Origin of the sequence: Acinetobacter sp. YH01021, from assembly GCF_013420255.1 — a bacterium.
In the GTDB taxonomy this organism is placed as follows: domain Bacteria; phylum Pseudomonadota; class Gammaproteobacteria; order Pseudomonadales; family Moraxellaceae; genus Acinetobacter.
The window spans coordinates 1-15,407 of record NZ_VOYO01000036.1 but is presented as its reverse complement, the minus strand read 5'-3'; the positions used below and the strand labels follow the sequence as shown (position 1 = coordinate 15,407).

General features: G+C 39.9%; 8 protein-coding genes and 6 pseudogenes. 10 read left to right on the top strand and 4 right to left on the bottom strand.

Annotated elements, in window-relative coordinates; genetic code table 11:
- The first annotated feature begins 74 nt into the window (after positions 1–74).
- The 4 genes from FTT86_RS14785 to FTT86_RS14770 all read left to right on the top strand — a co-directional run bounded on the left by FTT86_RS14785 (position 75) and on the right by FTT86_RS14770 (position 8,546).
- The gene (locus tag FTT86_RS14785) at positions 75–3,317 is read left to right on the top strand and encodes a Calx-beta domain-containing protein (protein WP_218954972.1); all 3,243 of its coding nucleotides are present in this window, start codon (positions 75–77) and stop codon (positions 3,315–3,317) included.
- Between the two features lie 97 nt (positions 3,318–3,414).
- Positions 3,415–4,806, top strand: a complete 1,392-nt coding sequence (locus FTT86_RS14780; protein ID WP_180181434.1) for a TolC family outer membrane protein — start codon at positions 3,415–3,417, stop codon at positions 4,804–4,806.
- Between the two features lie 168 nt (positions 4,807–4,974).
- Complete coding sequence (locus FTT86_RS14775; RefSeq protein ID WP_180181433.1) at positions 4,975–7,110, top strand: type I secretion system permease/ATPase; 2,136 nt, start codon at positions 4,975–4,977, stop codon at positions 7,108–7,110.
- Complete coding sequence (locus FTT86_RS14770; protein WP_004732699.1) at positions 7,107–8,546, top strand: HlyD family type I secretion periplasmic adaptor subunit; 1,440 nt, start codon at positions 7,107–7,109, stop codon at positions 8,544–8,546. Before FTT86_RS14775 ends, FTT86_RS14770 begins: the two co-directional genes overlap by 4 nt.
- 128 nt (positions 8,547–8,674) lie before the next feature.
- Here the strand turns inward: FTT86_RS14770 and FTT86_RS14765 are convergent, their stop codons facing one another.
- Positions 8,675–9,292, bottom strand: coding sequence for a CAP domain-containing protein (locus FTT86_RS14765; RefSeq protein WP_180181432.1), 618 nt, complete (start codon positions 9,290–9,292; stop codon positions 8,675–8,677).
- 135 nt (positions 9,293–9,427) lie between these two features.
- Between FTT86_RS14765 and FTT86_RS14760 the strand changes: the two are divergent.
- The 6 genes and pseudogenes from FTT86_RS14760 to FTT86_RS14735 form a co-directional block, all read left to right on the top strand.
- A pseudogene (locus FTT86_RS14760) lies at positions 9,428–9,862 on the top strand (helix-turn-helix domain-containing protein); the annotation flags it as partial.
- Between the two features lie 85 nt (positions 9,863–9,947).
- Positions 9,948–10,969: pseudogene (istA, locus tag FTT86_RS14755) on the top strand (IS21 family transposase).
- A pseudogene (locus tag FTT86_RS14750) lies at positions 10,969–11,361 on the top strand (ATP-binding protein); the annotation flags it as partial. The pseudogenes istA and FTT86_RS14750, both read left to right, overlap by 1 nt.
- Positions 11,362–11,403: 42 nt before the next feature.
- Positions 11,404–12,333, top strand: a pseudogene (locus tag FTT86_RS14745) (IS5-like element ISAba10 family transposase).
- 72 nt (positions 12,334–12,405) lie between these two features.
- On the top strand, positions 12,406–13,281 hold the full coding sequence (locus FTT86_RS14740) for a hypothetical protein (RefSeq protein WP_025468557.1): 876 nt from the start codon (positions 12,406–12,408) through the stop codon (positions 13,279–13,281).
- Positions 13,282–13,310: 29 nt separating this feature from the next.
- Entirely contained in the window at positions 13,311–13,676 is a 366-nt protein-coding gene (locus FTT86_RS14735) for a hypothetical protein (RefSeq protein WP_180181431.1), read from the top strand.
- 33 nt (positions 13,677–13,709) lie between these two features.
- On the opposite strand, the gene FTT86_RS14730 is transcribed toward FTT86_RS14735, so the two are convergent.
- From FTT86_RS14730 to FTT86_RS14720, 3 genes and pseudogenes are all read right to left on the bottom strand, one after another.
- Entirely contained in the window at positions 13,710–14,747 is a 1,038-nt protein-coding gene (locus FTT86_RS14730; protein ID WP_180181430.1) for a L,D-transpeptidase, read from the bottom strand.
- 128 nt (positions 14,748–14,875) lie between these two features.
- Positions 14,876–15,007 (bottom strand): annotated as a pseudogene (locus tag FTT86_RS14725) (IS4 family transposase); the annotation flags it as partial.
- A gap of 254 nt (positions 15,008–15,261) precedes the next feature.
- Positions 15,262–15,407 (bottom strand): annotated as a pseudogene (locus tag FTT86_RS14720) (VF530 family DNA-binding protein); the annotation flags it as partial.

Here is a 15,407-nt window from a genome sequence, read left to right as displayed (position 1 = left end):
TCACGGTCAGCTTAAGCAATCCAAGTTCAGGTCCGATCGTATTTAACCCAACGCTGAGCAATGGCACAGCGATCGTGGGCACCGATACCGGCACGGCATTGCAATACAACAACGGCACGAGCTGGGTCGCAGTTCCAGTTGGCGGAATCACTTTCGCTGCAGGACAAACCTCAGTACAAGTCCGCGTAGCAGTGACCGATGACACCATCGATGAAGCGAACGAAACCTTCAACCTGACTGCGACCGTGACCAGTGGCAGCACAGCGAATACAAGTGCGACCGGTGTAGGTACGATCGTGGATAACGATCCAGCCCCAGTTCTGAATATCACTGGTCCAGCAACCATCAATGAAACAGCAGGTACGGCTACATATACGGTTACTTTGACAGGAAATACAAGCCTACCTGTAACGGTTAATTATGGTACAGCGAATGGTACGGCAACGTCAGGAACAGACTACACTAGCACATCAGGAACATTGACGTTTGCTGTAGGAGAAACGAGCAAAACGATTACTGTTCCGATATTGAATGACTTTAAAGTTGAGAATTCAGAAAATTACACAATTTCACTGAGTTCTCCGACAAATGCCACGATCAATACTGGAAGCGTAACTACATCAATTATTGATGATGACTTTGCGCCACATGTAGATTTAGATGCGAATAATAGTGCTGGAGTAACAGGCGATGATTACCGCACATTCTATACAGTTGGTGGGGGTCTTGCTGTTTCCATCAGTGATATTGACATTAATGTTACGGATGTAAATGTTCCTGTTGGTACAGACGCAACGACTAAGCATATTAAGAGTGCAACTGTTGAATTAACTAACGCACAAACTGGAGATGCATTTAACTTCGGGACAATGCCAAGTGGTATTACGGCAAGTAAGTCAGGCAATATCATTACTTTAACTTCAACCGATCCAAATGGTTCGACTTTAGATGCTTTTGAAAGCGCAATTAAAGCTGTTACATTCGCAGCGGATGCCAATACACCAAATGCAACGGTAGATCGAATTGTTAAAGTGAATGTTACGGATATCGGTGATAACGTTAGTAATAATGCATTTACAACCATTACCGTGAATGTTATTCAAGCACCGGGAACACCAGGTTCTCCAGTGAATAATGGTGACAATACATTAATAGGTGGAGATGGTGATGACGTATTACTCGGAGATGCCGGTGGTGTTAAAACTGTGCTTGTACCAGGTACAAACTATAACATTGCCTTTATCCTCGATGTATCGGGCAGTATGCAATATGACTTAGATGGCGATACTGGTAGCGTGAGCGCTAGAATGAATATGCTTAAAGCAGGTTTAACACAATATATTCAGAATACAGTACTGCCATTTGCAGAAAAAGCAGGTACGTCAGAAGGTGGTACCATTAACCTTGCATTAATCCCATTTTCTGGTGCAACAAGTGGAGGTGTTCAAAATGCAAATGGTGCAGCTACTGTAGATGTTGGTTCCTCTGCTCAACAAGTACCAGGGGCGATTCTTAAATTAAGCATTCTTGATCTTAAGAATGGTAACTGGGCTGGCATTAATGATGCTATCAATGGTGCAGTTAATGGTTTAAAAGCTAATGGTGGAACCAACTATGAAGCGGCATTTGGTCGTACTGAAAACTGGTTTAAGAGTTTAGCGACGACTGATACTACAGGAAGAGCTAGTGCTGGATATAAGAATTTAACATTCTTTATTACTGACGGCGACCCAACAAGTTATATCAATGCTTTAGGTGCTCATGATCTTGATGGTAATGGTGCGGCAACATCATTGAGAGAGCTTCAGGAGGCTAAAACAACCTTTGAACATGGTTTTCAACAGACTACAGGTAATAATGGTATCGGTAGTATTAGTGATGTGAATGCCATTGGTATTGGTAATGTGGTGAAAAAAGACTGGTTACAGTTCTATGATAATACTGATCCTGTTACTGGTAGCACGAGTACGATTATCATCGATCAGCGTAGTACCGCACCAACAGTTTTACCTATTGCAGACTTTAACAATGATACTACAGGTTTGAATGCACGTAATAGTTGGACAGCAAGCAATAGTGATGCTGTGGTAACGGCATTGGGCTCAAGTAACAGTAAGCTTGTCTTAAAAGACATAGCAGTAAATGGTACAGCAGCAATCTATACTGGACCAACAATCACTGTTGATGCAACGAAAGCAGGTAATTCATTTATCTCCTTTAAATATACTCAACAGAGCTGGACTGCTGGCGATAGTTTTGTCTGGAAGTTGCAGCAATTGATCAATGGTGTGTGGACAACCACAGAAGTGGGTTCAAATGTAGCAGAAAATGACCATGCGACCAATATCACTGCTTTAACCATGCAAACAGGTATTATCCGTAGCACTGGAAGCTATCGTTTTGTGTTTGAGGTTAAAGATATCAATGGTACTGCGAATTATCAGGCCCTAATTGATGATCTTCAGTGGAATACCAGTGCAGGCGTAGATACATTGACGGGTCAGGGTGGTAATCCAGATACTGTGATGACACAAGAACAGTTACAATACGCCTTAGAAGCGGGTGGATTATCGGCTACTTTGAACCCAGTCGGAAATGACAAACTGTTTGGTGGTAATGGAAATGATGTCATGTTTGGCGATACCATCAATACGGATTGGTTGGACTGGACAGGCCGTAATTTGGATGCAGCCAATCAGCCAGATGCCGCAGGTTCAGGTATGGCAGCATTAAAAGAGTATTTAAGTCTCAGTCCATCTGATTATACCTTGGTGAACGCAGGTTTAGGTGTGCAAGCTATTGATTTGTATAACTACATCAAAGCGGAATCGAATACCACAACGGGCATCAGCCGTTTTAATGCGACAGCAGACACACGTGGCGGAAATGACGTGCTTGATGGTGGTGCGGGTAATGACATTTTGTATGGTCAAGGTGGTAATGACATTTTAATCGGCGGAGCAGGAAATGATATTCTGTTTGGTGGTACAGGCGCAGATACCTTTGTTTGGGGAAAAACGCTGAATACAACAACGGGTAATTTGGATCTTAATGGTACAAACAATGCTGATGGCTCTACCGACACAATCAAGGGCTTTAGCCTTGCTCAAGGAGACAAAGTTGATGCCAAAGCATTGTTGGATGCATTAGGTTGGAATGGAACTATAGGTACATTAAGCCAATTTGTAACAGTGAGTGGAAATACCATTGATATCCATAATGTAGCAGATACATTAAGCGTCAATATTGTGGTTGAAGGTCAAACATTTACTGATTTAAATGACATGATTGCTAAAACCAATTTCCAAACAACATAACCTAGATAGAGGGTGGAATAATTTCACCCTCTATTTTGTTTAAAAAACTGATGTCCGCATTAAACATATACCACATGCTTTAAAATAGGGGAAACCTGTGAAAAAATTAACATTAACTAAAATCGCAATGCTCATAGCAGCGAGTGCAGCGATGAATGTTTCAGCAGCAGACTTAACATCTGTGACTAAAACTGCGATTGAAAATAACCCTGAAGTTCAGGTGCAGTGGTCAAACTTTCTTGAAGCCACTGCGAACCAAAAACAGGCGCGAGCAGGTTATTTACCATCAATTGATTTAAATGCAGCGTACGGCAAAGGTAACCGTGAATTCGATGGTGATCGTGGTTGGTTCAATCAAGGTCAGGCAGAAATTGCATTAACGCAAGTGTTGTTCGATGGTTTTCGTATTAAAAGCAAAGTTGAACAAGGCGATTATGCTGCGCTAAAACGTTATTACGATTTGAATGCAGGTATTGAACAAAAAGCACTTGAAGCAACTCAAGCATATTTAGATGTACAGCGTTATCGCGAACTGGTTGGTTTGGCAGAAGGAAATTTTGCCAATCATCAACGTGTTTATAATCAAGTATTACAACGTACCAATCAGGGTGTAGGTAATAGAGCAGATTTGTCACAAATCACAGGTCGTTTATCACTTGCTCAAACCAACTTGATGACTGAACAGGCCAACTTAAATGATGTATCTGCACGTTTTGCACGAATTGTTGGGGTGGAGCCAAGTAGTAATCTTGCGCCAGTAAGTGTGAATGTGGCACTGCCAAATAACACACAAGAATTGATTACCTCTGCGTATAACAATAACAACAGCTTAAAAGCTGCGTTAAGTGAAATGCAATATGCGCGTGCGAGTGCTCAAGAATTTAAAGCCAATATGTACCCGAAACTTTCGTTTGTGGCGCGTACAGGTTTATATCAAAACCGTAATAGTTTTGATGAGCGTAGCAATCCCGATAACGATAAATACGGGCAAGATAGCGCAGTTGAATTAAGACTCAACTACAATCTATTTAATGGTTTTGCAGACAGAGCAGCCATGAATGCTGCCAATGCACGTGTTTCATTATCTAATGATTTGAAAAACAAAGCATGTGTCGATATTCGCCAAACATCAACTGTGGCTTATAACAATGTGAATAACTACAGCAGCCAGTTACAATGGTTACAACGTCATCGTGATGAATCGGCTTCAGTTGTAAAAGCATATAACGATCAGTTTGATATTGGTCGTCGTACATTACTTGATGTTTTAGACTCGGAAAATGAAGCATTCCAAGCCAACCGTGCTTATGTAACTACGCAATATGACTTGAAAGTTGCACAATTCCAAACACTGTATAGCATGGGTCAATTATTGCCTGCGCTCGGTATTCAACGTGATAATTTACCTGCTGTATCAGACGTGAGTCAGCGTGAAATTAATGCTGCAAATGTTTGTTCTGCGAATGTGCAAGCACAAGTGGCTGAATAATGATCTGATGAATTAAAAATAGGGTGCAACGTGCACCCTATTTTACTTGTAAATATACATTTTATATAAGAGAAGTTCTTGTTATTGAACAATTGGAAGCAATACATTAACTCATGTGCAAGTTTAAGTTCAAAAGAATCAAAATACATTTTGACCTATGGTGAATAAGTGACAACACAAATATTTGATCCTTTAGCGTTATGCCTCATTCGGGTCGCTAAAGATTATGAGGTAAGTATTACGCAAGAAGGGCTGCTTTCGGGTTTACCTTTGCCGAATGGCTTGCTGATTCCTCACTTTGTAGCACGTGCTGCAGATCGTGTGAGTTTAAGCAGTAATATAGTGCAGCAAGGTTTAGCACAGTTAAATCACTTTGTGTTTCCTGCAATTTTATTGTTAAAAAATAATACTGCGTGTGTGTTGTATCGAATTGATCATGAACAGCAACTAGCAACCGTTTATTTTCCAGAATTGGCCGATACCGTTAAACAAATTCCAATTGCGGAATTGCAAGCGCAGTATGTCGGTTCAGTGATTTATTTACAGCAACGTCAGTTTATTGTCGATAACAAACTGAAAATGGAAAAAAATCAGCAACACTGGTTTTGGCGTGTAATTCGTGAACACCGTTCAATTTATAAAGATATTTTGCTCGGTGCATTATTCATCAATATTTTCGCCTTATGTTCTCCATTTTTTGTCATGAACGTTTATGACCGAGTGGTACCGAACCATGCCTTAGATACGTTATGGGTTTTGGCACTCGGCATCATGATTATTATTACCGCCGATTTTGTTTTAAAGTTAGGACGCAGTTATTTTGTCGATTTAGCTGCGACGCGTGCAGACAATAAACTATCTGCTTATATCATGGAAAAAGTGCTTGGTCGTCGCATGGAGCAGAATAATATGTCGGTTGGTATGACGGCATCAAATATTCAATCCTATGAATCGATTCGTTCATTTACCAGTTCATTGACTGTTGTTTCCTTAGTCGATCTGCCGTTTTTTGTATTGTTCCTTGCGGTCATTTGTATCATTTCATGGGTGTTTGTGATTCCGCTGCTCATTGCAGCATTTATCATTTTATTGCACGCGTTGTCAGTGCATGTCAATTTGAAAAAATTATCTGATGCGATGGCAGAAGCTTCACAACAACGTCAAGCCTTGTTAATTGAAACTTTAAACAATCAAGAAACCATTAAGAGTTTTAATGCCAATGGTCGCATGCAAACTTTGTGGGAAAAAGCCACCCGTTTTACCGTGCATTATTCTGCAAAGTTACGTTTTTTGGGTGGAACGGTTGGAAACTTTGCGTCATGGGTTCAACAAACCGTTGGCGTGGTCATTATCATTATCGGGGTTTACTTGATTGTTGAAGGCAAGCTCACGCAAGGCGCACTCATTGCCTGTTATATGATTTCGACTCGTGCGTTGGCCCCAATTGCACAGGTTGCAGGCTTACTTACTCAATATTATCAAGCGTCAAGTGCATTAAATTTATTGAACAAAACAGTTGAAGCGGAACAAGAGCGAGAAAATCTAAAAGGTTGGGTCAGTCATATCAATCTTATTGGTAATATTGAATTTAAAAATGTCAGTTTGCGCTATCCGAATGAGTCACGTTCAGCTTTGGAAGATGTTACGTTATCGATTCGCGCAGGTGAAAAAGTGGCGATATTGGGTAAAGTCGGTTCTGGTAAAAGCTCGATTGAAAAAATATTATTGTCACTTTATCGACCTACAGAGGGTACGGTATTTATTGATCAAACCAATATTGCACAGATTGATCCTGCGGAATTACGCAACCAAATTGGTTATATTCCACAAGACATCGACTTATTGAATGGTACGGTGTTGTCGAATATTGTGTTGGGCAATCCACATGTCAGCCGAACGGTTTTGGAACAAAGTTTAGTCATTTCGGGTTTAGGGCAGATTCTAAAAGCACATGAAGATGGTTTGTCTTTGCAAGTCGGTGAGCGAGGGCACAAACTGTCGGGTGGGCAACGTCAAGCAATCGCAGTTGCACGTGCAATTGCTCAAAATGCGAAAATTTTGATTTTCGATGAGCCGACCAGTGCCATGGATACGCCATTGGAAAATCATGTGATTCATCATTTAAAACAATACATGACAGCCCAACACACCTTGATCTTGGTCACGCATAAACCTGCGTTATTGGCTTTGGTCGATCGAATTATCATTCTTGAAGATGGCAAAGTCATTGCAAATGGCGAGAAAGAAACTGTCTTGAAAGCGATGTTTCCTCAACAAGAAAAAACTGTAGGAGTAACGTCGTGAGCGAAGAACAAAATAAAACCAATCGCGAGAAATTATTTCAAGGTGTAGGTAAAAGTATCGAAAACTCTGAAAAGGTGATGAATCCTATTTTCGGTCGTTTGCGTTTATTTAAACAATATCAACCTGCCGATGCAAATGATTGGCAGCGACAGGTTAAGGAAGTCACACAATCACAAAAACCACTCAAGACACGAATGACCCTTTATATTATTGTGGTGACTTTTGTCTGCCTGTTGCTTTGGGCAGGTTTTGCCAAAGTCGATGAAATTACTCGTGGTGAAGGAAAAGTGATTCCATCTCAACAGATGCAAGTGATTCAATCGGTTGATGGTGGCGTGGTTGAAAAGGTGTATGTGCAGGAAGGTGAGCACGTCAAAAAAGGCGATCTATTGATTCGTATTGACCCGACACGGTTCACCTCAAATTTGAATGAAGTTAATGCCAAGATTTTTGCCTTGCAAACCAAAGTTAGACGTTTAAGTGCACAATTAAATGGCTCGGGCTATACCTCAGGCAGTGTCCCTGCGGGGGTTTCACCTGATGCAGCTGCAATCATTATGGCGCAAGAAAGCCAATATTATGCAGAAAGTCTGCGTGAACTGAGTCAAAGAACCATGACCAATCAAGGCACGGTTTCGACCCGTCAACAGGAGTCACAACGGGCGCAAGCTGCGCTCGGCCAAGCCGAAAGAGCATATCAAATTGCGGTGCGGGAGTTAAATACCACAAGACCGTTGTTAAAGACGGGTGCAGTGTCAGAAATGGATATTTTGCGCCTTGAACGTGACGTATCGAATGCCGATGGCGAACGCAAACAGGCGGCAGCGAATTTAAGAGCTACGCAGGCATCTATTGGGGAAGCGCAATCACGCACTTCTGAGGCTGCAGTGAGTTTAAAAAATCAATGGCGCAATGAACTGGCAGAAGCGCAAGCTCAGCTAGTGAGTTTAAAGGAAAGTATTTCAGGCGTGGCAGATCGAGTAAAAACTACAGATATTCGTTCACCGACCAATGGTATCGTGCAGAAAATTTTCTTTAATACCATCGGTGGGGTGGTGAAACCGAGTGATCAAGTCGCGGAAATCGTACCTTTAGATGGACAATTGATTGTTGAAGCAAAAGTGTCTCCGAAAGATATTGCTTTTGTACGACCAGATTTGCCTGCGGTGATTAAATTTACGGCCTATGATTTTTCAATCTATGGCGGAATGAATGCGAAAGTAAAACATATTAGCCCAGACACATTTACCGATGAAAAAGGCAATATGTTTTATATCGTCCGTGCAGTGACAGACAAACCAACTTTCGGTAAAGGATTGTCTGTGATTCCAGGGATGACGGTTCAATTGGATATTATGACAGGTAAGAAAACAATTCTTTCTTATTTACTTAAACCAATTTTAAAAGCGAAAAACAATGCCTTAACCGAGCGTTAAGTCGAATAAACGTCATCAATCTACTAAAAATCCTTCTTTTAAAAAGAGGGATTTTTAATTTATAAAGCAGATTTTATAAGTGTTAATTTCAGTTTTTACCCGATCAAATAAAGATCTTGTACTCGGTTTTAGTTTTTCCCGCTACCAAAGTGTTGCACCCAGTATGTTCGATGGGTTGTAGGATTTCGGCTACATGCGATCGCATAATCTTTAAATTGTGGTTTCATTAAGTTATCGCAATGTCCTGGGCTTAATGCCAGCCAATTTTCAAGAACTTGTTTAAGGTTGGTTTGACCTGTTGCTAGATTTTCACCCCCACCGCCTTTATACCCTGTTTTTTTAATACGGAATCTAAGATTTTCACCTCCACGCCCGACATGACTTAAAATCTGACGTTGTGAAATATCCTGTGCATGCGCAGTTGAGCTCATCTGTAATTGATTATTCCATTTTAATGAATGAGTTGCCGAGTAGGCAATTTTTCCACATTGTTGGGAGTGATTTCGAATTTCATTAATGGCATTTAAAACTGCTTGCTGAAACTGTGGATTTTGAATGTCATCACAAGAGATTTTGTCAAAAGAGGCTAAAGTCTGTTGAGGATTTTTTTGAGTGGGTATCGTTGTTGATTTTGCAATGGTTTTATTTGATTGATGCTGCAAAGGCTCTTGTGGTTGTGAATTTGAACATCCATGTAGTAAAAAGTATAGACTGCATATAAAAGAATGATAAGCAATATTTTTCATAGTGCACCTCTAGCAAATTTTTTTATTCATCAGATGTATTAGTTCAGACTTGATCGGACATAACTCTTGAAAAAGAGAAAGTTACCCATTTTGATAAAGGTGTCGAAATCTTAATCAAACAAAGGTAACTTTCTTATGTTGCATACTAACAATCAAATCATTAAACACAAAGTAGGTCTGCTCAATTTAGCTGAAGTGCTTCAGAATGTATCTAGAGCGTGTAAAGTGATGGGTGTCTCTAGAGATACTTTTCATCGCTATCAGGAGCTAGTACAGTCTGGTGACATGGATGCATTGATCAATAAATCCCGTCGAGTACCTAATCTAAAAAATCGTGTAGATGATGCTACAGAACTAGCAGTCATTGATTTCGCAACTCAGTATCCAGCTTATGGGCAGCATCGTACTAGTAACGAATTACGCAAGAAGGGTGTATTTGTTTCAGGTAGCGGTGTTCGCTCTATTTGGTTACGCTATGATTTAGAGAACTTTAAGAAGCTTTTGAAAGCACTCGCAGCTAAAGTGGCACAGGATGGTATCGAATTAAATGATCATCAGATTGCTGCTGTTAGCGACAGTGTAAAAATGACCCCCCTAACGGCATTTAAAAACTGACCCCCTTGGTTAATATAGCGGTCATTTTGGACTGCTCAACATGTTAACTTTGGAGCAAGCAGTGACAATACAAATTCTTCATCAACAGGGTAAATCTATTAAAGCCATTAGTCGTGAACTGAGGGTGTCTCGAAATACCGTGCGTAAATATTTACGGCAGAAGGAAACACCTCAGTATCGGCGTACACAACCTAGAACAAGTATTCTTAATCCATATAAACCCTATTTACTCCAACGTGTAAATGCAGCACATCCTGAATGGATTCCTGCCGCTGTGCTCTATCAGGAAATTTTAGGGTTGGGATATCCAGGAAAGATCAGGATCTTGAGGGAATATCTTGCAACATTAAAACCAGTTGCCAAACTGGAAAACCAGTCATTCGTTTTGAAACCCAACCTGGCCAACAAATACAGGTGGATTTCACCACGATTCGACGCAACAACACGACTTTAAAAGCCTTTGTTGCAACATTAGGGTATTCCAGAGCGACTTTCGTGAAATTTTATGATCATGAACGTACGGATGCATGGATCGATGGTCTAGAAAATGCATTTCAGTTCTTTGCAGTAGTACCTCAAGAAATCCTGTTTAATAACGCTAAAACGATCATGATTGAACGGGATGCCTATCAGGAGGGGCAGCATAAATGGAACCCCAAACTGCTCGACTGTGCCAAGAAGTACAGCTTTCGTCCTCGCGTATGTAAGCCCTACCGCGCACAGACCAAAGGCAAAGTTGAACGCTTTAATGGATACCTCAAATCAAGCTTTATTGTGCCATTGAAAGCAAGCCTGAAGACTTCGGGTTTACTGTTAGATGTTGATGTCGCGAATGCCCACATTGGCTGGTGGCTGCATGAAACCGCCAATCAGCGGATTCATGCCACCACGCAAGAAAAACCGGCTGTTCGACTACAACAGGAGCAGCAAAAATTTACGCCATTACCGCAATCAGATACAGGTTCTGGCACTGTACCTGTTGCAACAGCACAGCATGTCATGCCCTACGAGAGTTTGCAGCATCCGTTATCGGTATATGACCAGTTGCTAGGGGTTTCCTGATGAATCTGCAATACGAACGTATAGAGCAGCTTTGCCAAAAGCTCAGTCTACATACAATTGCGTCACAATAGTCTCATCATGCGCAACAAACATTAGGTCAGGATAGAAGTTATGCCGACTTTGTTGAAGCCATGCTGATGCATGAATATGCTGCTAGGCAACAGCGCAGCCAGCAGGTCCTGATGAAACTCTCAGGCCTGCCTCAAGTGAAAACGCTGGAAGGTTACGATTTTAATTATGCACTAGGTGCTCCGAAATCCCAGATGGTCGAGTTGTTCACCCTGAGCTTTATCTCGAGAGCAGAAAATGTGGTGTTTCTTGGTGCTAGTGGTGTAGGGAAAACGCATTTATCCATGGCATTAGGCTATAAGGCCATCATGAACAATGTCAAAAGTCTTTGTTGCATAAATAAATTTCATCCCCATACATGTTAGATGAATACAGAATCAAAAAGCCGATACAAAACAACGAACTGGTCTGAGTACAATCAGGCTTTATGTCAACGGGGTGCTTTCACCATTTGGTTTGATCCCCAAATGCAATGGTCTGCAACACCTACTGGAAAAAAAGGATGTCAACCTACCTAGACTGATATAGCAATTCAATTTGCCCTGACGATACGAAACCTGTTCCAACTGGCTTTACGCCAAACACAAGGTTTCATTCAAAGCCTTTTTCAAATGGCTCACCTCGACTGGAATGTTCCAGACTTCTCAACATTGAGTCGGCGAGCAGATAAGCTCCAGCCACTTCTACATAAATCAGCAAAAAATCCACAGGAAGACTTGCATATTTTAGTTGATAGCACAGGGATCAAAGTTACAGGTGATGGGGAATGGGTGCGTAAAAAACATGGCGTAAACCAACATCGTCAATGGCTGAAATTACATCTTGCGACAGATGCAAACAGTGGAGAAATACAAGCGGTTGAAGTCACGACCTGCCAATATGGTGATGCTGAAATGCTCCAACCTCTTTTAGATCAAATTGATGAACCCATTGCATCTGTCACGGCTGATGGTGCTTATGACACAGTGAATTGTTATGATGCGATTTTGAAACGGCAAGCAAATGTAATTATCCCTCCTCGTTCCAATGCTGCTTTATGGGCAGAAAATGAAATTGGTAAAGCAAGGAATCATGCAGTACAAGGCTGTTGGGACAGGGGTCAAAAGCAGTGGAAACGAGATATTGGTTATCATCGACGATCCCGAATAGAGGCTAAAATGTTTGCCTTGAAACGACTTGGACAAGGTGTATCTAGTCGATGCTTTAATCGTCAGGTGGTTGACTTGCAAATAAGAGTCGATATTTTGAATAAATTTACTCAACTTGGTACAGCTAAAACGGTGGCTGTTGCATAAATATCTGAAGATTAGAACAACTCTACCTTTCGTCTATTTGTGCAACAAAGCCAAGGACAATATGAACTTGTGATGAATCCTGAATATGAAGATTTTAATTTAGAATTATTACAAGACTATTGGCAATTTAATGAAATTGAAAAGCACCAGTTCACTTATTCTGTAAAAAAATTAGTGGAAAAATATGATATTAGTTCATCTGCAAAATTGGAAAGAATCGTTAAACACAGTGGACATTTAAAATATACGGGAATAAAAAACTGCAAAAAGTGCTATTTCGATTATGAAATTTTTATACGTAAAGACATAGGCTTTAAAGATTGGAAGAATTACAAGAGAGAATTAGAATGCTATGACTGCCGTAGACGCTCTGTACAAAATTACATGAACAAATATCTCAATGAGTTTAAATTGTGTATTCCAACATTGTCAGATGAGCCAATAGATTCACCGAAGCAGCAGCTCAGTTACTTAGAAAAAATAGTTCTGTATGTTATGCTCAGCAAAATTAAGATTGGCACAGACAATGTTTTGCCACAACATGAGTGGCGTTCATTTGTTGAACTCGAAGCCAATGGTGCTGGTGATCTTGTAAAAAGAATATTTGAAAAAGGCTATCTTTTTAAAACAAATGAATTTGACGAATTTATACAAAAACAAGCTGATTTGCGCCAGCTACATTCAGATTGTAGACAATATTTGAATGAAAATATAACGCATGAAATTCAAACTTACTTAGCCTTAAATTTTAAGGCAGACATAAATCTTGTGATTCCTGAATGCTACGATTACCTAGAGCAGTGGACCTTTGGGCTGTATGAGGAAATTATGGGTTCAAAAGTTTATATCAAAGACTTCAAGGAAATTGAAAAATATATAAAAAATAAAAGATTAAATGAAGTGTATGCCTTGCTTGATTTTGTTCGCCAATACAAAAAATCCCTGTAAAGAAAAATAATGCTTTGGAATTGGATTTAATGCGGATGCTTCTTAAATATGATTTACAGCATGTTTTGAGCTTGTTTTGGTATCAGTCGAAATTTGTAGGTGATCGGTTACGCACCTTAGAGCTATCGGGTGATGAAAACGCTAGGTTTATTAAAGATACTGTTTTTGCTAAGAAAATATCGACTTATTTAGATTATTTAGACCATAAAGATGAAAAACCTAAGTATCCGAGGAATCTTCCTGGAAATTGGACGTATTCCGAGATTGAGCTGTTTGTTAGTGCCCAATTATTGGCAACTATGAAAAGTGGGAAAAGTATACGCCTAGCGAAATCTTGGCTTTGTGGGAAGAGACAAGAGGAATTGAGCTTGAGAACGCAAGCGCTTGATTGCTAAATTTTGATTTTTCAAATAGCGAGGTAAATTTTTTCATTCCAAGAAAATTACAGTTAACCCCTTATGGAGGACTTTAGCTAAGTTATTAGCATCCCAATTAGTCAATCGGATACAACCATGCGATGCTGTTTTAGAAATTAAGGCGGGATTTGGCGTACCATGAATCCCAAAAGAAGGTCGAGATAAACCAATCCAAATATTTCCTACAGGGTTGTTGGGTCCTGGGGGGAGGCTTAAGGGCTTAAGATTTTTGCCTTGAATAAAATTCTTAGGGTTATAACTATAATGTGGATTGAACACGATACTGCCGATGGCATGCGTGCCAGTGGGTGAGGGATTATCTTCGCTCCCGATCGTTGCAGGAAAAGATGCAATGATCTTATTTTGTCGATTAAGCAAATATAATTGTTTAGAACCTTTGTGTGCAATAATGCTTTGCACATTATTTGGCAAAACATTTATTACATTTGCGACAATAATCTTTTCACCGACTTTATTAAAATTTGCGCCTGAATTAATTTTTTGTAGAAACAATTCATCCATATGGAATTTTTCACCGAGCATTTCGGTCACACGAGTGTAATACAAGCCCTTCATTCTTGATTGTTCAGCATAATCTACAGGGATCGATTGAGCATAAGGAACTTTTAAGTCTTGTGTGGTAATGGTGTACTTAATAAACGTCGGTTGAGTCGTATCTTCATTTAAAAGCTGCCAAGTATTTGCGTCTAAGATTCCGTCACCACTTAAACCCTTCATAATCTGAAAAGCGGAAATGGCTTTCACAGTATTTAGGCCCAATATGCCATCAATTGCACCTGAGGATGAGTAATGGCGACTCAACAGCACTTGTAACTTTGCGTAAACAGGAAGATAGCCTTTTTCAAGATTGTCCGACCACTCCACTTTATTTAGATTATCTAAAGACCATGTGTCGGCTTGGTTTAACAGTGCTAAATTGTTTAGATTGTTAGTGGTAGGAGGAAGTGATTTTTGTGGTTCAGCTGCAAGAGTATAAGTCGAAAAAATATACATACTACTCAGGCAAATAACTAAAAAGCGACTCAACATAACGACTAACCCCCAAACTAATTTTATTGATCAAAATAACTGCACTCATATTTTAAATAAAGTTGATAATTTAAAAATGTATATAAAATGCGGCTTTGTAACAATTTTAACTCTGTACACGACAAATTTCATAGGGCCCTTGTCCTATCAGGCTTTTTCTTTCTTAAAATTGCTAGCACTTTCTTAAATTCTTCTTTTTTCCCAAAACCAATTAAACGTAGAATAGCCATTTGAACATGGTCCAAACCGTAGCGAAATAAAACCCCAACCTTGGCAAGAGTCACCAACATAAGATACACTAAATAACATAATTGGTATGTTAGTAAAATCTATATATAACAGTTATATAGAGTTTTTATTTTGTGTGATGTAATTTAATGTAGGGTGGGGTAATTTGATTTTTGGTCACTAATTTATTGTGATAATCAACAATAATAACCAACATACATATGCTTAATCTAAAGGTATTTTACTGACTGGTATAATTTTATGATGAGAGGGGTGTTGCCTGGGGCTACGGTTTCTGTTTTGCTTTTTGACGTAACACGTACAAATATAAGCTTTCTACTTTTTCACGTGCCTAGGGTGTGGTACGCAAGAATCGCAATGATGATTTAACACTTGGATCTATGCAAAAACATCTAACTTCAATTTTACGAC

What these genes read in the sequence shown, in the direction of transcription:
- FTT86_RS14765 (WP_180181432.1), bottom strand. Translation starts at nt 9,292, where the DNA reads ATGAAAAATATTGCTTATCATTCTTTTATATGCAGTCTATACTTTTTA.
- FTT86_RS14740 (WP_025468557.1), top strand. Translation starts at nt 12,406, where the DNA reads ATGAATCCTGAATATGAAGATTTTAATTTAGAATTATTACAAGACTAT.
- FTT86_RS14735 (WP_180181431.1), top strand. Translation starts at nt 13,311, where the DNA reads ATGCGGATGCTTCTTAAATATGATTTACAGCATGTTTTGAGCTTGTTT.
- FTT86_RS14730 (WP_180181430.1), bottom strand. Translation starts at nt 14,747, where the DNA reads ATGTTGAGTCGCTTTTTAGTTATTTGCCTGAGTAGTATGTATATTTTT.